Here is a 22578-nt window from a genome sequence, read left to right on the forward strand (position 1 = left end):
GTTTTTTGTTTCGCACGCTTTAGCGTGCTCAACTGGGCCTAAAGGCACTAATTAAAGCGCACCGCCGATTAACTTCGACGATGCGCTTTTTGATTGGCTGAAATTGGCCCCCTACATGGCAACACGGTGATTCTTTCGCCTTACCGGCCGCCAGATATGGGCTGGAACGGTGCGGACACAACTTGAAGCCTCGAAAATCACGAGTCTCCAAGGTTGGTCGTTCTGCTAAGCCGACGGAAAACTACCGTCATCTAAGCAGAACGACGCGCCTGAGCCCATATCTGGCGACCTCTCGGCTTGCATCATGAGCAATATGGTAGTAGCAGGCAAGCCCTATCATTCTAACTGTTAAGCAATCCCATAAATAACAATATCAGTCATGACCAACCGACTATTACATCAAAAACCAATCAAAGCCGGAGGCGGCCAGAGATGTAGCCAGCCGTGGTTATGGCGTTGGCTGGCGTTCTTTGCTAGCCTACACCATGGGCGATTTTGAAGCCACACAGGTTCATGTGTGGCTTCAAAACGAGCGAGAAGACTGGTGACTTTCCAGCCTGAAGCGTCCCCACAGCAGGCGTAATCTCTGGCAGCCGTAGCGCGACCAGCACAACTTCACTTATTTTTGAAATAAGTTCAATTGGTCATGCAGGTATTTGCCGGTGACGCTGGCGGCGTTCTCACTGACCTTCAGTGGCGTTCCCGTGGCAACCAATTGGCCGCCGTCGATCCCGCCGCCGGGACCCATGTCAATAACATAGTCGGCATTGGCAATCAGGTCGAGGTCGTGTTCGATGGCGATGACCGTGGCGCCCTGCTGCAGGAGTTGATCGAAGACCTTGACCAGCTGCTGAATATCCAGGGGATGTAAGCCGACCGTGGGCTCATCGAAAATGAACAACGTCCCGGTCTGACGCTTACCGATCCGTGACACCAGCTTCAAGCGTTGCGCTTCACCACCGGATAAGGCCGGCGTGCTCTCCCCTAATAGGAGGTAGCCCAAGCCCATGTCGTGGAGCGTCTGTAACGTTTGCTCGATGCCCGTTTCGTCCGTGAAAACCTTGAGGGCCTCGTCAACGGACAATGCCAAGATGTCGGCGATGCTGTAGCCTTGCCATTTAATAGCTAACGTTTCTTGGTTATAGCGCTCCCCATGACACTGCGGACAAATCTCCGTGATGTCTGGCAAATACTGGACGTCCAGCGAAATCTGCCCGGTCCCGTTACACATCGGGCAGGCCCCCGCCTTCACATTATAGGAAAAGCGACTATTCGTGTAACCCCGTTTTTTAGCCTCCGGCGTTGCTGCAAATAGCTTCCGCAACCGGTCTAAAATATCCGTGTACGTGGCAACGGTTGACCGCACATTCTTCCCAACCGGGACGGAGTCGACCTTGACCACGTGACGAACTCCCGCACGGTCCAAATGTGTGACGTGTTGCGGTAAAGAACGGTGTTCGACATCCGCTTCGATCGCTGGAATCAAGCTGTCTAAGACCAGCGTCGTCTTGCCGGCACCACTCATCCCCGTCACCGTGGTCAAGCGGTTCTTGGGAAACTTAACGGCGACATCTTTAATGTTAAAACGGTGTTGGACCTCGATATCCAAGCTGCCCTTTTGCCAAAGCTCCTGAGACGCCAGTTGGGGGCGCTCCCGCAGCTGTGCGGTTCCATTTAGAAATGGTGCAATCAAGGAGTGTGGACTGGCCGCAATGGCAGCGACCGTTCCTTCATCGACGACCGTTCCTCCCGTCTTACCGGCACCCGGGCCAATTTCAATGACGTAATCAGCCGCACCAATGATCCGCGTATCGTGATCGACCACCACGACGGAGTTTCCTTGGGCGACTAAGCCGCGGAAGGCCTTGATCAAACCGGTCACGTTAGCTGGATGTAAGCCGACCGAGGGTTCGTCCAACACGTATAAGACACCAGTCGTGGCACTACGCAATGTCCGCCCCAGCTGGATTCGCTGGAGTTCTCCCGTCGATAACGTGGCTCCCGGCCGACTCAACGTCAGGTAGTCCAGGCCGAGGTCGACCATCGGCTGTAAGCTCAGCAACAGTTCATCGACCAAGCTCTGACCTAACTGGTGCATGTTGGCGGGCAGCCAGTCGACGATGGTCCCGGCAAATTTCCGGAGCTCATTGATGGGTAAATCAGAGACTTCGGCAATATTCTTGCCGTTAAGGTCTTGCTTGAGTAAATCGGGGTTCAACCGGGTTCCGTGACAAGTCGGACAGGTGTCGAATGTATAAAATTTATTGAGCTTCGCAATCGTCCGCTCATTTTTGGTAGTCGCCATGCTATCCTCCACCGCAGCAAAGGCGTTTTCATAAACGGCCTTATCCATGTGAAAGATCTTCCCTTTACTGCTAGGAATATCCAGCGAGACAAACTGTTTCTTACCGTGCAAGACACGTTGCTTATCCGCCGCGCTCAGGTCCTTGTAGGGCACGTCGGTTGGAATCCCAATGGCGTTGGCCACGGTCGGCATAAAGTTACGGCCAGGCAGATGCCATGAAGCGACTGCCCCTTCAGCTAGTGTCTGGTCTTCGTTGCCGATAATCAGTGAGGCGTCCAGCTGACGAACCTCACCGAGGCCACCACAGGTCGGGCAGGCCCCATCCGAGTTAAAGGCAAAACTCTCCGCCCCGGGTGCCATAAGGGTCACACCACAGGTCGGACAAGTGACGTAACCGTCGTTTTCGGCAACGTCCAGAGTTGGTGGCACCTGATGGCCGTTGGGACAGACGGGCGATCCTAGCCGCGAGAAGACGAGCCGTAAAATGTTGAGGCTCTCCGACATGGTCCCCACCGTCGAGCGGACTCCCGGCACCTGTGGCCGTTGCCGCAGGGCCGATGGCAGGTACTCGACCGAATCCACGGCGGCTTTCCCCATTTGATTGATTCGGCGGCGGGTAAACGTCGATAGCGCGTTCAAGTAACGACGCGCACCCTCGGCGTACAAAACGCCCATGGCCAGAGACGATTTTCCTGAACCACTTCGTCCAGTAATGGCGACGAACTTATTCAACGGAATATCCACGTCCAGGTCCTTTAAGTTGTTGACCTTGGCGCCCCGTACCTTAATTTTGGTTGGTAATTGTGTCTTTTGATTTGGCATGAAAACTAATGGCCCCTTTCACCCAATTTCTAAATTGTATGCGTTATCCCTTACCATAACATTTAATCTTGGAAAAGGCATTGCCGGTCCCTCGGAGACTGGGTATACTGGATGTACTAAGGGGGCACACGACATGATACGATGGCTACCTTTTATTCTGGTCAGCCTACTGTGGGCCAGCTTGTGTCTCAAAGACCTGCTGGCTCACCGCTACCGCCGCATCTGGTGGTGGCTGGGATGTTGGGGGCTCAACGCTCTCACCTGGACCCCGATTACGATTACATTAGGCAGTAGCGTCGGCGATATTTCGTCCTTTGAATGGGCCGGTGGCACCTGGGTGTTGATCCCGCTGCAACGGGCTAGTATTGACCTGTCCTTCTGGGCCAACATCGTGATGACGGTGCCCCAAGGGATGCTTTTCCAATTCAATTGGTCACAGAGTCGTTGGCACCGCTGGCTACTGGCGGGGCTCGCAACGGGATTAACGTTGGAAACGGGTCAAGCCATTTTTAACGCCGGCGTTCACCTCGGTCGCTGGGTCGACATCAACGATGTATTGACTAACTGCTTGGGCGTCGTCATTGGCGCGGCTTGTATGTGGGAATTACAACGCCACTTTCGGTGGTTAAAATAAGGAGGAAGTCACAATGTTCATGACAACTGGCGGGTTAAACCGCTCACACGCCATTCAGGGGATCTTGACGGCGACAGCTCACACCATGCTCCGCTCGGAAAAACCAGACGAATTCTCCCTGTTCGACGGGCTATTCGATGAGGTCAAACAGGATTTGATGAAGCAAGCACAAGAATCAGGTGCCGACGGATTGATCGAAGTTCGCTTCAATACGGAGGTCGTCCGGATGAACGTTGCCCCGAAGTTTTTAGTCGTTCACGGCTACGGCACGGCAATAAAATTTCCAAATCAAAAAAAATCTGAATAAAGGGGTTCCCATTTATTCAGATTTAGTGTAATATATTATTTGTTGTTGAGTTGCCCCGATGGCGGAACTGGCAGACGCGCAGCGTTCAGGTCGCTGTTTGAGTGATCAAGTACAGGTTCGAATCCTGCTCGGGGCATCAAAATACTACTTAGTTCCTACAGGAGCTGTTTAAAACGCTGAGAAATCAGCGTTTTTTTTGTATTATCAAAAATAAATGGACGATAACCGATACTGAAGACGACAGTTGGCTAAAAAACCGTCTTTTAATTTCAGTGGTCTCAGAAAGTTAGGGACATCCAATCTCTTGGTACCACTGACTTACAAGTACCATCGTTTGTTGTAAATAAATCCTAGACGGGTATTACTTGAGTGCACCTTACATCCTTTCCGTGAGGTGTTTTTTGGCGTTGTTTTAAAAAGATTTTGCACGCCCTCTCCCCGCTGGCATTGACACACTCAATCGTTAAGCGTGTATCAAATCTCATTTTTTACCACTTTATATTATCCATAAGCGCTGTAAATTTTCACAACCACTCGTCTCAAGTTCTAACCGCTACTCTCCTCTGATTTCGATCAATTTACGCACACTATCTAGAGGATGGCTAGCCTTAGAGCAGCTAATATGTCGGTCCAAAAACTACGCCTCCTTTGCTTAACCGATTAACTATTTCTAAAACTAATCGTCTTCTCTCCAGTTATTAGCTAGCCAATTTTTCAGCTACGGCTCGTAATGACAGCGTTTTACAGAGTACAGCAATTACAAAATGCTTTTCTTTTGAACCAAATTTGCTATACTTAGGATTAATTGTCCGCAATCAATTCATCGTTTTACTTATCGGTTGATATGTAACCGTCATAACCATTTAAACACTTTGATAATATCGGTCATCATTTTTAAGTAACTTTTTACCTAGCACTGTCTCCACTGATTAAGCTGGTCCTAGCTGTAATCCTTGTCATTATGGTATTTATTCGTCATTTTAACGAGCAACGATCTCTGATTTTTATCATTTGTTTAGGAAAAGCACAAAATTTTTTTCAGACGATCAAGGTCACCCAAACCCTTGCACCCCCTACACGGATTCAACTTAGTCAGCTATCAAATTAGCGCACAAAAAACTTGTTTTATCAATAATCATTGAAGTTACCTATCGACATGCTATATAATTATTTTAATGTTACGTTAGCGTAATGGTGTGGGTGAATTGCAATTTTGCTTTGTAAATCGCCTAAACTTAAGCAAAGCAGCAAAGTAGTTTTACTTGCTATCGGCAATTTAATTGTATACAATACTCTGGAAAGTAAACGAAAGGAGGCCTGTGCCATGCCCAAAGTTTCTCCTGTCTTGCTAGACGAACAACTTTGTTTCTCCATTTACTCTGCTAGCAAGAAATTCAATCATTTTTACCAAAGTGCCTTGGCGCCCTTTGGCCTAACTTACCCACAATACATTGCAATGCTGGTTCTATGGGAGGACGCGCCATTGACCGTCCATCAACTTGGTGACCGCCTCGAGCTTGATAGCGGAACGTTGACACCCCTGCTGAAACGTTTGGAAAAGCAAGGCTGGGTGACCCGAGTTCGTAGCCGAACCGACGAACGCCAAGTCCTCATTCACTTAACCGAAATGGCAACTGCTAAGCGCGACGAAGTCTATCAACGCATCGGCCAATGCCAAACCTTGTTGGGAATGACCAATAAAGAGATTGATTCCATGATGACTGAACTGGTCACCGTTAAGGAACAGCTCGACAATGTCAGCGCCCAACGCTTAATTACGAAAAAGGTCGACGATCTTGCCTAAGAAAACCTATCAACTTCACCATTTCGTGAGGTTGGTAGGTTTTTTTCGTGTCCGCTAGCTATATACTGGTTTTAATGTGTGTGGCCCATTGACTAATCCAAACCATAAGTCACATAATCAACTGAGTATTTCTCTACGAAAGAAGGTCCCCTGATGTCACTTTTATCACAAGCCCGCGAGTTGCGGCAACAAGCTGCGGCTAACCATCTGCCAGCCCCCTTATTAGCCGTCGATCGGGAAGAAACACTCATTATTCCAACATCCGCCGGCGAGGTCAAGGTTTACGTCCACTGGCCCCTCATGCCCACTCACCACATGATCATTAACTTTCACGGGAGCGGTTTTATCTTTCCCATTAACGATTGGGACCGCCTATTCTGCCAAAAGCTCAGTTACCGGACGCACGCCGCCGTTTTCGACGTCGATTACCCGTTAGCCCCAGAACATCCCTTTCCTCAACCCCTTGAGGCCAGTTACACCGTGGTTGAAGAACTTCACCAGCGCTTCCCCCACTTCGGTGCGCCCACCCTCATCGGCCACAGTGCCGGCGGGAACTTAATCATTGGTACCCAGTTGTTAGCGCTCCGTCGGCAAACCGATCTCGCTCAACGCCTGATCCTCGATTATCCTGCCCTGGATTTGGATACGGCTCCAGAAGAAAAGCCGTTTCCGGCAGGCGCGGCTAACGTCATCTCACCGGAAACGGCTCGCTTATTCAATCAATTTTACCGGCAAAATCAAGCACCGGGAAACCCGCTGATCTCGCCAACACTGGCCAGTGCCGACGAATTACGTGAATTTCCAGCCACCAGTATCTTGACGGCTGACCACGATACACTGATGCCTGAAGCCGAGGCCTTTGGTCAGGAGCTCATCAATGTGGGGACACAGGTCACTTGTCGGCGGTATGCCGACTCCCTCCACGGATTTACCGTCAACGAAGCCGGCGCCTATCAACAGGCCATCAACGACATCACCCGAACCATTTTAGCTGACTGGCGCGCCTAGCTTAGTGGAACATGGTGCTCAACATCGCGCCCACGGCAATTAGGTTATTAAATCCATGGAGAATGATCGTGCTCTGCAGCTTCCCGGTGCGCTTATAAACGTAGGCAAAGGTCCCCCCCATGATGGCATAGAGCAGCCAACTGATCACGTTGTCACTGATATGAACCAGCGAGAAGATTATCCCACTGGCAATGACCGGCAACCAAAACCACTTGGCCGAAAAACAACCGTCGATAAGCAGGCCACGAAACGTGAGCTCTTCCAGAAAGGGTGAGGCCAACACGGCTGTCAGGCTCAGCATGATCAAGGTTAGGGAGCTTCTCCCCATTAACTGCTGTAACGCATCGTTGTTGGCCGTACTCGTTTCACCGTAAAAAACGTTATTGGCAACGCCTAAAATGACTTCACTAACGATAATGAAGCCGTACCCCTTGACCATCAACCACCAGTCATTGCGGTCCAACCGTTGCCAGCCTTTATGCACGCGGTGATACCCATAGAAACCAATGGCAATAGCGACCACGAACCCTAACAGGTAAAGAGCGGCCCACATGAGCTGATGCCACCTAGCTCCACCCTTAATATAAATGAGGGGAATCTGAACCACATTCGCCAATACCAGCATTAGTCCAAACCAGAGCCATCCGCGAATACCACCAACCTTAACTTTTTCTTGCATCGATCCATCTTCCTTTCGCTATGTAATGTCGCCTAACTAACCGTTAGAACCTTGAAAAATGCCACAAAATGTTACTTTATAAAAGTTAGTTGCAATAGTTTTATAAAATATTTATTTTTTAATAGCATTTTTTATCATTATGCGGTACTATATGGTTGCGGGCAAGTTTGAACCAACGTTCAACTTGTGCGTGAGGCTTCTGTCCTCATTCAACAGACAGATTTCATTTTACTCCCCCAAAGTAGATGAAATTTTTACAACATAATCCCCCAATTATGTTGTAACCTTACTCTTTGGCCATTGCGACTTATCGTAATGGCTTTTTGTTTGCCCTTTTTTGGTTTGGTGGGGTAACGACTAAACCTGTATTGTATAAAATTACCGCACTGCGGCTGCCAGACATGGGCTCAGGCGCACGTCCGTACCGTTTCCAGCCCATATCTGGCGGCCGGTAAGACGAAGGGGACCCACCAAGCTACCTAATCGTCATCGTCATCCGCAAAGCCGGTCCTTGGCCATAACAGCCAGAAGATTCCTAAGTTTAAGCCGGTCGCGATGGCAAACCCGGCAAAGCCGACCACCCATTTTAACCAGCCCGTCAACGCCATTGCCAGCAACAGCCACAGCGTACCGCCAACCAGAATTCCCGTCATGATCGTCATTAAAACAAGTGCTACACTCTTCATTCGCCTCACGCCTCCGTCTTATCTCATTGTTCAAATCTTACCACGTTTACTGGCCAATTTCGAAGTTAATCTTCCCAAGTGGTGCTTTCCTAATTGGAAACGATTACAATGGAAGTGTGAATTGAATTCTACTGAAGGAGTGATAGACATGACCAGTGTTTTAGTAACTGCCCCCATCCCCCAATCCGCCTTGGACATTTTAACGCAGGCGGGTCTCGACGTTGAAAGCTATTCCGGTGATGGATTGATCACCAAGGAAGACCTGTTACGGCGAATCGTTGGTAAGGATTATCTCATCACACCATTGTCCACCCAAGTCGATCGTGAGGTGATCGATGCGGATCCAAATTTGAAATTAATTGCTAACTACGGTGCCGGCTTCAACAACATCGATGCCGCTTACGCCCGTTCCAAAGGGATCCCCGTCACCAACACCCCAAAGGTCTCGACCACCTCGACCGCCGAAGTCACGACTGGCCTCATCATTACGTTGGCTCACCGAATGGTCGAAGGCGACCGTCTCATGCGGACCAAGGGCTTCGCTGGGTGGTCACCGCTCTTCTTCCTGGGCCACGAACTTGCCGGAAAAACATTGGGCATCGTGGGTATGGGACAAATTGGTCAAGCCGTTGCCAAACGCATGGCTGCCTTTGACATGAAGGTCGTCTACACCCAACGGCATCCCCTACCAGCAGCCACCGAAGCCAGCCTAAACGCCACTTACGCCACGCTAGCCGAAGTCATTGAAAAGAGCGACGTATTGACCCTGCACTGCCCATTAAACGAGCAGACACATCACTTACTTGGTGCCACTGAGTTCGCAGCAATGAAGAATTCCGCTTATCTGATCAACGCTGCTCGGGGCCCCGTCATTGACGAAGCTGCCCTCTTAGACGCTTTGAAGTCTGGACAATTAGCCGGTGCTGCATTAGACGTCTACGAAGCAGAACCCAAGGTCGACGATGGTTTCAAGGCCCTCGACAACGTCATTCTGACGCCACACGTTGGTAACGCGACCGTCGAAGCCAGAGATGCCATGGCTGCCATTGTAGCCAATAACGCCGTCAAGGTCGACCAGGGTGCCGATCCACTGTACATCGTCAACTAAAAAATTAAGGATTACCGCTTAAGGGTCTAGGACAAAAGTCCTAGACCCGTTTTGCGCTCCGAACGTATAATGTAACCACAGTGATTGTCTACTAACACTAAAAATAAAATTCACCACCATAATTTAGAAAATCACTGCACAAGCGGTCGCCAACCCCTGATAGTAAGCGCTTTCGTACAAGTAACGTTCAGTTAACAATTGCAACCGATTGCAATTGCGTCATACAGGCATTGTGTGCTATCATGAATTCAGCGATTTTAAAGGGAATTAATTGCTAATTGGTCAGAGCCCGCCTAAGATTGAAAGTGAAGGAATACGCTAATTGCTAGCAGAAAGGAAGCAGATTTGAGTTTGAAAATCATTACACTTCACGTTTTAGACGATTCATTAGAGGTCAGCTACCACCCGAACGACCAGGCCACTCAACGGCGATTTATCATTGCTTACAATCCCGAGCAAACCATTGGGGAAAATCTGGAAAATTTACGTTTGAAGTTAGCCGGCTTGGATGTTGACGCCGCAGTGGTCGACAATGCCCTGAGTTATCCTTTTTCAGACACCGTTGTTGGGATCAATCATCAACGCATTGACATTGGCTTGGCCATCGTCAACATGCTCAACATTCCCGTCGTTAGTCAGCAGGCCATCGAAGATCACGGTCTGGAACACGCCCTAGCCGCCAAACGTGACTATTTGGCCTGGCACCTCGATTATTACGGCCAGTACCAGGGCAAACGAAATTACGGTCAAGAGGCCATGCTGACGGTTGGTAACGGTTTCTTCGGTCTCCGCGGTGCCTATACTGAAGCCAATGCCGATAAAGACAACTATCCTGGCATGTATACAGCCGGACTTTATGATCAGCTAACCACGAATCTGAACGGTCGTCAGGTTACCAACGAAGATCTCGTCAACTTACCCAATGCGCAGGCGCTCTCCTTTGGTGTCGATCATCAGAACCCGTTTCACATTAAGGCTGCGGACATTCAAGACATCTACCGCAGTCTGGACCTGCACACCGGGACGTTGACCACGACCATGCTCGTTCAACTCTCAACGGGACACGCCCTACGAATCCAAACCACGAAGCTGGCTAACTTTAAAGATTGGCACCGGTTGACCATTCGCTACCAGATTACCCCACTCAACTTTTCAGGCAGTCTGCAGGTCTACTCGGCCATCGACGGTAATGTCGTTAACGGTAACGTTGCGCGATACAGTGCCTTCGACCAACGCCATATCCGCGTCACGGGGACCAGTCAGCAACCCGACAGCATCTTTCTCGAAGGTCAGACGCGCTCATCCGCCGTTAAATTTGCCATTGGCTCCCACCTCACTGGTCCGGGCCAAGCGCTGAGTGCGCCGAACGATAACCGTCCCAACGCCGAGCGCCGTGTTCGGCAGATGAGATCCGTCGATGTTCAACCCAACCACACCTATACCTTTGAAAAGAACGTGGTGTTGTTCACCGACCGCGAAACGACCGATGATCTCCTACCGATCGCCACACGAGAGCTGAGTCAAGCTAGCTTTGCCGACACCCTGACCAGTAGCACGGCCTACTGGCAACAACGCTGGGCAGACGCCGACATTCAGATCACCGGGGATATGACCTCCCAGAAGCTGACACGGGTCAACCTTTATCACCTATTCACGGCAACACAAGCCATCGCTTCTGGCAAGATCGACGCCTCGGTCAACGCCCGCGGATTAGATGGTGAAGCCTACCGGGGCCACGTCTTCTGGGATGAAATGTTCGACCTGCCAATTTATGCGCTCCACGATCCGCAACTGGCGAAATCCTTGCTGATGTACCGTTACCGGCGGCTACCAGCGGCTAAGAATAATGCGCAGGATGCCGGATACGCCGGGGCCATGTTTCCTTGGCAATCCGGTGAGGTCGGCGATGAACAATCTCAAGTCACCCACCTCAATCCCCTGACTAATACCTGGGACCCGGACTATTCATCACTGCAGCGCCACGTCTCCCTAGCCATCGCTTATAACGTGATCATGTATTGTCGTATCACCGGTGACCAAGACTTTATGGCCAAGTACGGGTTGGAAATGGTCCAAGAAATTTCTAAGTTCTGGCTGAGTAAGGCCCAACTGGCCCCCACTGATCACCGTTACTCGATCGCCAAGGTTATGGGTCCCGACGAGTTTCATGAAAACTATCCCAACGCCGATACCACTGGCCTGACCAACAACGCCTACACCAATCTCATGGTCACCTGGGTCTTCAACCAGTTAGCCACGATTCGGCAACACCTAGACGCCGCCACGCTTAAGCGCATCGACCAGCAGACAGCCGTGACAGCACAAACGCTGAAACAGTTCACCGACGTCAGTCATCACCTCAAACTCGATATCAACGATGACGACATCATTGGCCAATTCGAAGGCTACTTCAAGCTACCCCAACTCGATTTTCGTAAGTACCGGCAAAAGTATGGCGACATTTCACGAATGGATCGCATCTTAAAGGCCGAGGGTAAAACACCTGACGCCTACCAGGTTGCCAAGCAAGCCGACGCCCTAATGGCCTTCTATAATTTCGATGCACCAACAGTTATTGGGTTATTAGAACAACTGGGTTATCATTTCCCACAGACCGCACTACTGAAGAACCTTCAATTCTACCTTGATCGAACCACCCACGGATCGACCCTCTCACGCATCGTCTACGCAGCGCTCACGGCGATGGCGGGCAACATGGATCAATCCTGGCAACTCTTCTCGCAAGCGCTTTTCTCCGACTACTATGACATTCAGGGCGGTACGACTGCCGAAGGGATCCACCTTGGCGTCATGGGTGCCGTTACCCTGATGTCCACCCGGTATTACGCCGGTGTTGACGCGTTAGCCCCTGAGCTGACCGTCACCCCTCATTTGCCACAAGCTTGGCAAGCCATTCGCTTCAACCAGCTGCTACGGGGCACACATTACACATTTGCCATCGACCATCACCAGGTTACGGTCACGGCCGACCGCGCAGCAACCTTAAAAATTGGGCAACAACAGATTTCATTAAAACCACATGTTTCATCCACCATTACCTATTAAAGGAGTGTTTTACACATGACAAAGTTTGCTGATATTAAAGGATTTGTTTTCGACCTCGACGGTGTGATCACCGATACGTCCATTCTTCACGGAACGGCTTGGCACCAGTTGGCCGATTCCCTCGGCGTTGCTTGGAGTGAAGAACTCGGCAATGGCTTAAAGGGCATTAGCCGTATGGATTCACTGGAAATGATTCTGAAGGCCGGTGGCAAGGAAAACGACTACACCGAAGCCGAAAAGGAAAAACTAGCCGCCCAAAAGAACACGAACTATGTGGCCGAGGTCGACAAGATGACCCCCGCCAACATTTTACCCGGGATGAAGGATTTCTTAGACAGTCTGCGGGCGAATGGCTACCAACTCTCCCTGGCATCCGCCTCAAAGAATGCGCCGCGGGTCTTGGGCAAGCTACAATTAGCTGACTACTTCCCTAAGATCGTCGATCCAGCTAGCCTGAAGAAGGGTAAGCCGGACCCCGAGATCTACACGAAGGGCGCTGAACTCCTCAATCTGCCACCCGAACAATGCATTGGGGTCGAAGATGCCGCTGCTGGGGTCGCTGCCATCAATGCGGCTGGCGAAGTCTCATTAGGAATCGGTGACGCCACGGAACTGGGTGCGGCCGACATGGTCTTCGCTGACACTAGCTTGGTCACCCTGGCTAACATTGAAAAGAAATTGGGCTAAATTAGGACTGATATAGCTGGTCACACTGTGACTGTCGGGGATTCTACCCCCACACGACTTAGCGTTAAGCGCTAGAATCAAGTACGCCCCTAAATTCTGACTCACATTTTTAAAGCAAACCTCAAAAAATCTCCCACAGCCATCGCTGACCGGGGAGATTTTTTAATGTTACTTTATACGGTGGCGTCACTACGTAAGTCTTTTAATGCGTCATCGATTTGACCTAGAACGAGGTCCGTGTTACCGGGAACGTCCAAGTCGTACTTTTGTAAGTCGATCTTGATCTTAGGACTAACATCGTAGTCGGCAAACCAGCCTTGGTAAGCCGTCCACATCTTCTTGTAGTAGGATTCCAATTCTGGATTGTCGTCGAATTGTTCGTAATCCCGACCACGCTTCTTGATCCGGTGAAGGATCGTGTCAAAGTCAGCGTCGGCGTAAACTAATAAGTCTGGTGCCTTCTTTGGCAGTTCGTCCAATTCATGCATCATGTTGTCGAGGAGGTTTAAGTAGACCTCGAGTTCCGTGTCGGTAATGTTACCTTCGGCGTTGTTTTCGCGGGTGAAGAGCGCATCTTCGTAGATGGAACGGTCAAGGACGTTGTTGTCGTCGGCCAGAGCCCGTTTGATCATGCTAAACCGCTTGTTCAAAAAGTAAATCTGCAGTAAGAAGCCGTATTGCTTCGGGTCCCGATAGTAAAGTGGCAACACCGGGTTGTCGCCAACCGGTTCAAAAAATGCTTGAGTCCCCAGGTGTGACGCAATCTTTCCAGTTAAAGTCGTTTTACCGACTCCGATCATTCCAGCTGTAATTATCACCATGATAGCCCCTCTTTTATTAAAAATACAAGATATAGTGTACCATAAAATAGCCGACTACTACATCTGACTGACAAAATTTCTCCAAATTTCGTGAACTTTCAGTGACCAATGGCGCTTGATCGAATCCAAACGGTACCCAAGCTACTTGTTGTATAATGAAACTGTAAGCATAAGAACTAGGAGGCATTCTATGTATCATGCAATCGTCTTTTTTGATTTGGACGGAACGCTGTTTGACGATAATAAGAACGTTTTGCCAGCAAGTGTTGCAGCTATTCATGAAATGCAACAACATCATATTCTACCAGTTATTGCGACTGGAAGAAACATATTTGAGATTCAATCTGTCTTGGATGCCACAAATATTGACGCGGTAGTCAGTGCCAACGGCAGTTATGTCCAGTATCAGGGCAAGCGGCTGGCAGCGGCAAACATCCCCCGCCCCACGCTAAAAGCCATCACCACCTTTGCCAATCAACAGGGTGATCCCGTCGGCTACTTCAACAATCAAGGGTTTCGGCTGAGCCAGGCCAATCAGGATACCCGAGATAATTTCAAACTACTGCGCCTATCCGCGGTGGTGGATCCCGACTGGTACTTGGACCACGACATTAACTTCCTCAATATTTTTAACCGGGATAAAGAAAAAGATTATCAACGCGAATTTGCCGGTCAACTGACCTTGGTCCGTAACAATCCTCGAGCATTGGACACCATGGTCATGGGCGTAACCAAGCAGACTGGAATTCGGACGCTGCTCAAAACAGCCGGTCTCCAAGATGTGAAGACCTACGCGTTCGGCGATGGTCTAAACGACCTGCAGATGTTCGACGAGGTTGACGTCCCGATTGCTATGGGCAACGGCGTGTTCCAGGTCAAAAACAAGGCAGCTTATGTGACCACGACCAACATGACTGATGGCATTGTCCATGGTCTGCGGCACTTTGGGCTGATTCAATGACTAATTTCTGATAACTGTAGCGCGACAAATGACGTCTAAAGGTCATACGAAAGGTGAAATCTATGTTTCAGCCTGGTACCAGAAAGAATCAGTACTGCTAAATTAGTGTAAATCGGCCTTATTCCGGCTCTAACGTACTACTTTTCACGGACCAAATAACAAATTTTACGTTCACTTTCTAGTTAGCAACAGAAGAATGTTTAAGCCGAGAGGTCGCCAGATATGGGCTCAGGCGCGTCGTTCTGCTTAGTCAGCGGATGATTTTCCCGCTGGCTTAGCAGAAGACCAAGCTTGAAGACTCGGCATTTTCGAGGCTTCAAGTTGTGTCCGCACCGTTCCAGCCCATATCTGGCGGCCGGTAAGGCGAAAAGGCCGCCTAACTTAACCCAACCATAAAAAAAGTAGTTCAGGACAAGACCCGAACTACTTTTTATTTACGCATTTAATGTTCAGCTGTTTCGGATGGCAATAGAATAATCTGGCTATCCCCATCATCGTATGCCAAGACGGTGTCCGGCAACTCTGGCGTGTACGCAAACTGGGTATCGAACCCCGCCCGCAGATCCATTTGCTGGTCGTCTTCTTGAACGTACTCAAACGTCGTCGTCCCCTGATTTTCATGGAGCTTAAACGTCAACAGGTTGTCTAACGGAAACAGTCCTTGGAGGTCGCGGTCAATAATCTGCCAAACGGCATCGATCATGTCGCCTGGTAGGGCCGCAACGGTACCGTAACTGGCATACCGCGCATGATTACTCTCAAACATCTTCCTCGCCTCCACTTTTGGTTATTTAATGATAATTATAACGTAATTCTACGAAAAACGGGAGTAATTACCCCTGATTGCCACTGATTCGCTGGGTATCTTTGCGGTCCAAAAAGTTCACTAAAAACGAGATCGCAATCAACAGTGCACCGGCGATAAAAATCAGATGGAGCCCTTGATACAAGATTCCGTGGAGCTCTGGCAATAAGTTGGCCGGTAAACTCTTGGCGGTCTGGGGGTTGATCAACTTGTTCATCATCCCCATCGTCGCGCCAGAATGGCTAGCAACACCCCTAGCCATTTGAACGTTCATGATGATTCCCAAAATAGACACCATAATCGTCTGTCCCAACGTCCGGGACAAGGTGTTAAAGGAGGTCGCTACCCCAATTTCATCGGTCGCCACGTGGCTCTGAACGGTCACAGTCGTGGTGGTAATGGTGATCCCAAACCCAGTCCCACAGATAGCCGCAATGACGAAGAAGCACCAGAACGGCGTGGTTGCTGGAATCAGCGCCATCGTTGCGGCACCAATGATGATGAGGGTCAGGGCAATATTGATAATTTGATATGGTGAGCGCCGGACCATTAAGCGACCAGCAATAAACGACCCAACAATCCACATCAACGAGCTAGGTGTAATCGCAAAACCGGCCTGAGAAGCCCGCAAGCCTAAGAGTCCCTGCGTCCAGGTCGGCAAGTAAACTTCGAATCCCATGATGAACCCACTGACCAGTGCGGCAATCAAATTTTGAATGACAAAGGTGCGGTCCCGGAAAAGTGTCAGGGGAATCAGAGGATCATCCGTCCGCTGTTCGCGCCGCAGAAATAGCCAGAAAGCTACGACCGTCACGACTAGACCAGCAACGACCCATAACACGTTCAGGTCGCCTTCGCCTAAGAGTTGGAAGGTCAACATTAGTGCCAACAGACCAACGGATAACCATAGACACCCCGCCCAGTCCATTGTAAAAGCCTTGCGCTGGGTAGACTCATTTAGATTGAACCAGATAAGGGCCATGGTCACGATTCCAATAGGAATGTTGATGAAAAAAATCCAATGCCAGCTGAGTTGATCGACGATGAAGCCCCCTAGTAAAGGAGCCACCACGGCGGCAATTCCCCAAGCTGACCCGTTTAAGCCCATGACCCGCGCTCGTTTTTCGACCGGATAGATATCCGCTAAAATCGTAAAGGAAACCGGCATAATGGCTCCGGCCCCAATTCCCTGTAAGGCCCGCCAAGCAATTAGTGTTTCCATGCTGTGCGACATCCCCGATAAGGTTGACCCTAACACGAAGATGAAGAGCCCGACTAAAAAGACGAGCTTACGGCCCACCGTATCGGCTAATTTACCGTAAATCGGCGTAGCTAAGGCACTCGTCAGTAAAAAGATCGAGAAGACCCAGTTCATGAGGGCGACCCCGTGCAGGTCCCCAACGATGGTTGGCATGGCGGTAGAGACAATGGTCCCCTCAATGGCAGACATGAAGGTGGCCACAAAAACGGCTGCCGTGACGACCCCCACGTTAGTTTGTTTATTTGACATAATATCCTCCTGCCGTTGGGCCCCGCCACACAACGAATTTAAGTAGCCAATTGCTGCTACTTCCCAATTTCTGATCAAACAGTAATGTATCAATTATCAAGGGTTTCCCGCCAAAAGGCAAGGACTTAGCCTAAAAAATAAAAAGTCATGCCAGCCCCTGAAGGCCAACACAACTTCTCTTTAACGAAGACGTCCTACTTTACGGCTGCCTTCAACGCTTCAACCTTGTCTAAATGTTCCCAAGGTAAGTCGATATCAGTCCGGCCGAAATGACCGTATGCAGCAGTTTGCTTGTAAATTGGCCGCTTAAGATCTAACATTTTGATGATTCCTGCTGGCCGCAAGTCGAAGAGGTCACGCACAGCGGCGTTCAACTTACTCTCAGCAACCGTTCCGGTACCAAAGGTGTTGATGTACACGGAAACGGGTTCTGCAACCCCAATGGCATAGGCAATCTGCACTTCACACTTGGTAGCTAATTCGGCTGCCACAATGTTCTTGGCAATGTACCGTGCAGCGTAACTGGCGGAACGGTCCACCTTGGTGGCATCCTTACCAGAGAAGGCCCCACCACCATGGTGAGCAGCTCCACCATACGTATCAACGATGATCTTCCGCCCGGTTAAACCAGCATCCCCTTGGGGACCACCGATAACGAAACGGCCGGTTGGGTTAATGAAGTACTTGGTCTTGTCATCCAACAAGTCTGCTGGAATGACCGGCTTGATCACTTGGTCAATGACGTCTTGCCGAATCTGGTCCAACGTCACGTCTGGATCATGTTGGGTACTTAGCACGACGGTGTCAACCCGGACTGGTCGTTCATTGTCATCGTATTCCACCGTCACTTCAGCCTTGGCGTCTGGACGCAGGTAGTCAATGACGTTGGTCTTCCGTAAGGTGGCGATACGCCGCATTAAGGCATGACTCAATTCGATTGGTAGTGGCATCAGTTCGGGCGTCTCGTTAACGGCATAGCCGAACATCAACCCCTGATCACCCGCACCAATCTTGTCCAGTGGATCTTCGTCGCCTTCACGCGTCTCTAAGGAATCGTCGACCCCTTGAGCAATGTCTGGTGACTGTTCATCAATGGCAACGAGGACGGCACAATTGTCACCGTCAAACCCGTATTGGCCATCCGTATAGCCGATTTCTTTAATGGTCTGACGCACCACTTTTTGAATGTCGACGTAGGCTTTGGTTGAAATTTCACCAAAGACCAGCACGAGACCAGTTGTTACAGACGTTTCACAGGCAACCCGTGAATCTGGATCTTGTTGCAGCATCGCGTCTAAGATGGCATCACTAATTTGATCAGCGATCTTATCGGGATGGCCTTCGGAAACGGACTCCGAAGTAAATAAATGTCTTTCTTGCAATGGATATTCCCCCTAGATAGTGTTGACGACGAGTTGACCGATAATCTCGCGCCAGTCGGTTACAAGGCAGCTTCACTAGAATCGTGAATCCTATCGGGAATTGACTCATAACTTAAGAATTCTAACACAATTTTGCAAAACTATAAAGAAAGCTCCCCAGTATTTCTGAAAGAATCATTGACCAATCGCCAGATAATTATTAAGATTAAAGGCAACACACAATAAACAGTTGAAATGGAGCGATTCCATGACCACACTCATGGCCTTCTTTAAAAACCGCACGGTGCAACAGCTTTTCGTGTTCACCTTCTGCCAAAACATTCTCTGGTGGATTGCCGGTTCAACGGCATCTACCGGGACACCACTAGCTGGTGGGGTTAAATTCTATCTTATTATATACGGTATTTTTTTAGCCGCCGGTTATTTTTTGATTCTCGTACGTCATTTTCAATCGCGAATCGGGCCAATTTTGGTAGTCGCCGCGGGGACGATGGGTTTTCTGGCCGCACCCCAGGAACATCTGATTCAAATCTTTGCACTGCTGATCTGTGTTTTCCTAGTGCTGGCGTGCGTCCCCCAGTTAGGCCTACAATCCGCTTATGGTTTAGTGGTCTTCAGCTTTCTGGCCGGTTGTGGCATCCCCGTCATCCTATTCTTCTTACGGAACCACTACCTTGCCTTACAATTCCTGCTGCCACTCGTTCCATTGATGGCCAGCTACCTGACCTTCTTTGAACCCTACTACCTCACTGGTGAACGCGATTGGCGGTTCACTTTGATTACTCCGGCAATTTTTATTCTTTCCTTATTAACGCTGTCTATGTCTTGGAAGCTGGTTGTGGCCGTTCTCCTCGTTGCCGCCCACTGGTGGTTGGTCCAACATTTAAACGATCACTACCGACTGATTACGTCCGGGTTCATTCAAGTATTAATTGGCTATTTGATTCTTTAGACTGATGACCGTCTTTTAAAGTTTCGCTAAGCTCCAAGTGAAGTGACGCCTTAGTCTTAGTTTCCGTGCTAAAATGAGGCATCATCTAATAATGGAGGAACCAACATGACGGAAATCAAAGTGATTGGTGACATCTTAAGTGGGAAATATCAACCCGCATTGACCGGTAATCCGATCGTCGACGCCGCCCTAATTAATCACTTTTGTCAAAACTTAGTCGTTGCTCTCAAGCTCCCAACAGTGACGGTGCAAGCCGAACACCACTGGGACTTAACCGTCGATTCTAAAAGCATCTACGTGGTAGACGCACAAATTCTACGTTTACGTCACTCTTTAAGCAGTAATAGTAACGTTATTGCCGTAAATCACACCGACATTCTGCGGGGCAACGTTCAGCCGACAATCCGTCAGCTGGTTCCCTTACTCACACAGCCTCTAGCGAAGTAACCGGTCCAATCACATCACGTGGTTGGGCTTTTTTTATGTAAAATATCCCCGCGTATTGACGGGATATCATCGTCCATCATCTTTATGTGAAATCTTCAATCTTTAAAATGTAGCCTTTTAACCAAAGCGTATGTTCTTTCAGTTGGTGCTGCAAGAACATCAGGCCATCCACCCAGGGCACCTGCTTTCCCGCGACGTAGAACTGGCTCTTGATACCAAAGAGATGTTCGTGTTCGATCTCGAACGAGCGGCGAACCTTAAAACCGAGTTTGCCATACGTTATCGTCTCCACCGCCGTTCCCATTTTGACCTTGCAAAGCCCCGCCTGGCGTAGTTCTGATTGCGAATAGTTATATTTACTATGGAATTGACGATCCCAGATTTCAAGTTGATAAGTGGTATCAAACGAGTATTGAAGAAAGCTACCCACAGTGTCAAAAAAATTGCGGCGAAAATGGGCTAAGTCACTAACATCCTGATAAAACAAACGCTTTTGTTGATAATGATCTAACGGTACGTTTAAATTATCTTCAAGTGCCATAGCAGCTTGACCGTACGCTGCTCTCGAGAATAAATAATGATTGATCAATCCCTTTTGCTGCTCCGTGAACGGTTGTAACTCTGGGTTGAAATCGGACGCTTGTTCTTCTTGACTCGTTTCTTTGCTGGACATGTTAGGTGTCCCCTCTCTATCGAAAGCTCTGTGAGCAAGCGTCCGTATGACCAACCATAACATAGGACCAATCAAATTGATACTGCTAATTATTTTAATTTAATTTGATTAATACCATTTCATTTATTTATTTTTTGATATTATACAACCATTTCGACCATTTTCCGTATACTTAACCATAATTCTGGTAATTATACAGCGGGTCTGTGAGTCGCATGGCAGAATCAGCCAAAACTCCACAGAAAAGTATTTGCCAAACTTGTGTTAGCTGGTCAGCAACGGTATATTGAAAGTAATCAATGGAGGAGGAATTTACATGACAGCTATTTTGGTCACTACTACTGAACACATTCCCGGTCAAGAATACGAAGTGATCGGTGAAGTCTTCGGTTTAACCACGCAATCCAAGAACGTTCTAAGGAACATCGGAGCTTCCCTAAAGAATGTCGTGGGCGGCGAAATTCGCGATTACACTAAGATGCTCGATGAGGCCCGTAATATTGCCGTCGACCGTTTACGTCAAAATGCAGTTAATATGGGAGCGGACGCCGTCGTTATGATGCGTTTCGATTCCGGCTCGATTGGAACTGACATGCAATCCGTGGCAGCATATGGAACCGCTGTCAAATATAAGTAAATTAATGCCAAATGCACGTCGTTTACCCCTGTAATGTTCGTAACACATCTGTCATCTAAATAGCACAATTTAAAGACCACCCTGATTGTTTTCGATGTCGAAGCAATCAGAGTGGTCTTTTTTTTCGCCTAATTTTCGTGGAATTCCTACCGTTTTACGGAGTTAACAGTATGGCCACAATCGCCAATGTGTAACGGTTTTCGCGGCCTATCAACTATAAGGGGCCATTTTATATCCACATTAACAATTTTGTCCCCCAGAAACTGTCCACACTAGTAGATGTGACCAACCAACCAATTAGCAACTCGTTTTATACTAACCATAGTCAATAAGATAGCGAACAACTTAAATGTTGATCATTCGGAATTTAAGAAAGCGGGTATTTCAAAATGTTAGCAAAAATCACAAAATGGGCAGTCTTAATCGTCGCCACCATGGCCATCGTATTAGCCAGCTTCAGTACCACAATCCTAGCATCTGCTAGCAAGCCAACACCTTCATGGGGCAGTTGGAAAGACACAACCATCACTTACCAAACTAACACCTCTTCTTCCTATTACAAGAGTGTTTGGAAGAACGCCGTTAAGCGTTGGAACAAGGTTGGCGTTGTTCAATTAAAAGCTGCCAAGAGCGGTGAAAAAGCCGACATCACGTTAACTTCTTCTGCTTCCCTCAGCACCAAGAGTGGTAAGCTTGCCGGCTACACCAACTACTCCTACTTAAAGAAGGACGACAACAACCAAATCGTTTCCGCCAAGTCTACTTTAAACCGGAGTCTCTTAACCAAGTACGGGTACACCAAGAGTCAACGGACCAACGTTGCCACCCACGAGATTGGTCATGCCTTAGGCTTAAGCCATTCCGCTGACGAATCCAGCGTAATGTACGCATCAGACCGGTACGCTTCCATCGACCATCAAGATAAGGTTGGTTTACAAGACGCTTACCAAAATTAAAAAATTTGCTAACGAATACCTGCAAAACCCTGGCTTGCCCGGCTGGGGTTTTTAATTTACCCTTTTACCGTTGGAGTCGTGTGGGTTCGAACCCCACCTCCGGTATAAGACTGTCATTTTTACTTAACGCAGCAGGACAAGGAAATAACAACTGAGCCAGCTAGGGGCTAAATATAGCTCTATTTAACCCTCGCGACAGTTGCTAGGAGAATCACATCAGATCTCCCCCTATCTCCCCTCAATACTATAGAATTACGCTCATCCTTGCTGTATGTATATGGCGGTCGTAAAATGTAGGAAAATGGCAATTAGAAATTGTCGGTTTTCC

The 22578-nt window shown here is 48.9% G+C and carries 20 protein-coding genes, 1 tRNA gene and 1 riboswitch; of the genes, 13 read left to right on the forward strand and 8 right to left on the reverse strand.

All coding sequences use genetic code 11. The features are described 5' to 3' along the window. Nucleotides 1-619: 619 nt before the first annotated feature. Nucleotides 620-3127 carry an excinuclease ABC subunit UvrA gene (locus tag FC99_RS04510; RefSeq protein ID WP_048735759.1) on the reverse strand — a complete coding sequence of 836 codons (2508 nt, stop codon included), beginning with the start codon at nt 3125-3127 and terminating at the stop codon, nt 620-622. A gap of 133 nt (nt 3128-3260) precedes the next feature. Here FC99_RS04510 and FC99_RS04515 point away from each other — a divergent pair, with 133 nt between their 5' ends. The 5 genes from FC99_RS04515 to FC99_RS04535 all read left to right on the forward strand — a co-directional run bounded on the left by FC99_RS04515 (nt 3261) and on the right by FC99_RS04535 (nt 6880). After that, entirely contained in the window at nt 3261-3761 is a 501-nt protein-coding gene (locus FC99_RS04515) for a VanZ family protein (protein ID WP_048735758.1), read from the forward strand. Between the two features lie 13 nt (nt 3762-3774). Then, nucleotides 3775-4068 carry a heavy metal-binding domain-containing protein gene (locus FC99_RS04520; RefSeq protein WP_048735757.1) on the forward strand — a complete coding sequence of 98 codons (294 nt, stop codon included), beginning with the start codon at nt 3775-3777 and terminating at the stop codon, nt 4066-4068. Nucleotides 4069-4120: 52 nt separating this feature from the next. Next, nucleotides 4121-4204: transfer RNA gene (locus tag FC99_RS04525), tRNA-Leu, on the forward strand. Nucleotides 4205-5392: 1188 nt separating this feature from the next. Next, entirely contained in the window at nt 5393-5872 is a 480-nt protein-coding gene (locus tag FC99_RS04530; RefSeq protein ID WP_048735756.1) for a MarR family winged helix-turn-helix transcriptional regulator, read from the forward strand. 153 nt (nt 5873-6025) lie between these two features. Beyond that, nucleotides 6026-6880, forward strand: coding sequence for an alpha/beta hydrolase fold domain-containing protein (locus tag FC99_RS04535; RefSeq protein WP_048735755.1), 855 nt, complete (start codon nt 6026-6028; stop codon nt 6878-6880). A gap of 1 nt (nt 6881) precedes the next feature. Here FC99_RS04535 and FC99_RS04540 read toward each other — a convergent pair whose 3' ends face one another. Next, on the reverse strand, nt 6882-7559 hold the full coding sequence (locus FC99_RS04540) for a CPBP family intramembrane glutamic endopeptidase (RefSeq protein WP_048735754.1): 678 nt from the start codon (nt 7557-7559) through the stop codon (nt 6882-6884). A 479-nt stretch (nt 7560-8038) separates the two neighbouring features. Continuing rightward, the gene (locus FC99_RS04545) at nt 8039-8245 is read right to left on the reverse strand and encodes a hypothetical protein (protein WP_048735753.1); all 207 of its coding nucleotides are present in this window, start codon (nt 8243-8245) and stop codon (nt 8039-8041) included. A 148-nt stretch (nt 8246-8393) separates the two neighbouring features. Between FC99_RS04545 and FC99_RS04550 the strand changes: the two genes are divergently transcribed. The 3 genes from FC99_RS04550 to pgmB all read left to right on the forward strand — a co-directional run bounded on the left by FC99_RS04550 (nt 8394) and on the right by pgmB (nt 13106). Continuing rightward, the gene (locus FC99_RS04550) at nt 8394-9353 is read left to right on the forward strand and encodes a 2-hydroxyacid dehydrogenase family protein (protein ID WP_048735752.1); all 960 of its coding nucleotides are present in this window, start codon (nt 8394-8396) and stop codon (nt 9351-9353) included. 351 nt (nt 9354-9704) lie between these two features. Continuing rightward, nucleotides 9705-12419, forward strand: a complete 2715-nt coding sequence (locus tag FC99_RS04555) for a glycoside hydrolase family 65 protein (protein ID WP_048735751.1) — start codon at nt 9705-9707, stop codon at nt 12417-12419. Nucleotides 12420-12434: 15 nt separating this feature from the next. Further along, on the forward strand, nt 12435-13106 hold the full coding sequence (pgmB, locus tag FC99_RS04560) for a beta-phosphoglucomutase (protein WP_048735750.1): 672 nt from the start codon (nt 12435-12437) through the stop codon (nt 13104-13106). Nucleotides 13107-13279: 173 nt separating this feature from the next. On the opposite strand, the gene FC99_RS04565 is transcribed toward pgmB, so the two are convergent. Continuing rightward, nucleotides 13280-13927, reverse strand: coding sequence for a deoxynucleoside kinase (locus FC99_RS04565; RefSeq protein ID WP_048735749.1), 648 nt, complete (start codon nt 13925-13927; stop codon nt 13280-13282). A 190-nt stretch (nt 13928-14117) separates the two neighbouring features. On the opposite strand from FC99_RS04565, the gene FC99_RS04570 reads away from it, so the two are divergent. Then, nucleotides 14118-14888 carry a Cof-type HAD-IIB family hydrolase gene (locus tag FC99_RS04570; protein WP_048735748.1) on the forward strand — a complete coding sequence of 257 codons (771 nt, stop codon included), beginning with the start codon at nt 14118-14120 and terminating at the stop codon, nt 14886-14888. A gap of 442 nt (nt 14889-15330) precedes the next feature. Here FC99_RS04570 and FC99_RS04575 read toward each other — a convergent pair whose 3' ends face one another. From FC99_RS04575 to metK, 3 genes are all read right to left on the reverse strand, one after another. After that, a complete protein-coding gene (locus FC99_RS04575) occupies nt 15331-15654 on the reverse strand; it encodes a DUF960 domain-containing protein (protein ID WP_048735747.1) in 324 nt (107 codons plus the stop codon). 67 nt (nt 15655-15721) lie between these two features. Next, a complete protein-coding gene (locus FC99_RS04580) occupies nt 15722-17203 on the reverse strand; it encodes an MDR family MFS transporter (protein ID WP_048735746.1) in 1482 nt (493 codons plus the stop codon). Between the two features lie 194 nt (nt 17204-17397). After that, nucleotides 17398-18585, reverse strand: a complete 1188-nt coding sequence (gene metK / locus FC99_RS04585; RefSeq protein WP_048735745.1) for a methionine adenosyltransferase — start codon at nt 18583-18585, stop codon at nt 17398-17400. Next, a riboswitch (SMK box riboswitch) is annotated at nt 18583-18701 on the reverse strand. It overlaps the preceding gene by 3 nt. A gap of 131 nt (nt 18702-18832) precedes the next feature. Here metK and FC99_RS04590 point away from each other — a divergent pair. Together FC99_RS04590 and FC99_RS04595 are read left to right on the forward strand one after the other, a co-directional pair. Continuing rightward, complete coding sequence (locus tag FC99_RS04590; RefSeq protein WP_048735744.1) at nt 18833-19537, forward strand: hypothetical protein; 705 nt, start codon at nt 18833-18835, stop codon at nt 19535-19537. Nucleotides 19538-19642: 105 nt separating this feature from the next. Further along, on the forward strand, nt 19643-19984 hold the full coding sequence (locus tag FC99_RS04595; protein ID WP_048735743.1) for a hypothetical protein: 342 nt from the start codon (nt 19643-19645) through the stop codon (nt 19982-19984). 82 nt (nt 19985-20066) lie between these two features. Here the strand turns inward: FC99_RS04595 and FC99_RS04600 are convergent, their stop codons facing one another. Then, on the reverse strand, nt 20067-20657 hold the full coding sequence (locus FC99_RS04600) for a hypothetical protein (RefSeq protein WP_191979290.1): 591 nt from the start codon (nt 20655-20657) through the stop codon (nt 20067-20069). A 316-nt stretch (nt 20658-20973) separates the two neighbouring features. On the opposite strand from FC99_RS04600, the gene FC99_RS04605 reads away from it, so the two are divergent. Both FC99_RS04605 and FC99_RS04610 read left to right on the forward strand, forming a co-directional pair. After that, nucleotides 20974-21294, forward strand: coding sequence for a heavy metal-binding domain-containing protein (locus tag FC99_RS04605; RefSeq protein ID WP_048735742.1), 321 nt, complete (start codon nt 20974-20976; stop codon nt 21292-21294). 389 nt (nt 21295-21683) lie between these two features. Further along, nucleotides 21684-22250: a matrixin family metalloprotease gene (locus FC99_RS04610; protein WP_048735741.1), complete on the forward strand. Its 567-nt coding sequence runs from the start codon at nt 21684-21686 to the stop codon at nt 22248-22250. Nucleotides 22251-22578: the final 328 nt, after the last annotated feature.

Origin of the sequence: Levilactobacillus koreensis JCM 16448 (assembly GCF_001435525.1) — a bacterium.
GTDB classification, from domain to species: Bacteria; Bacillota; Bacilli; order Lactobacillales; family Lactobacillaceae; genus Levilactobacillus; species Levilactobacillus koreensis.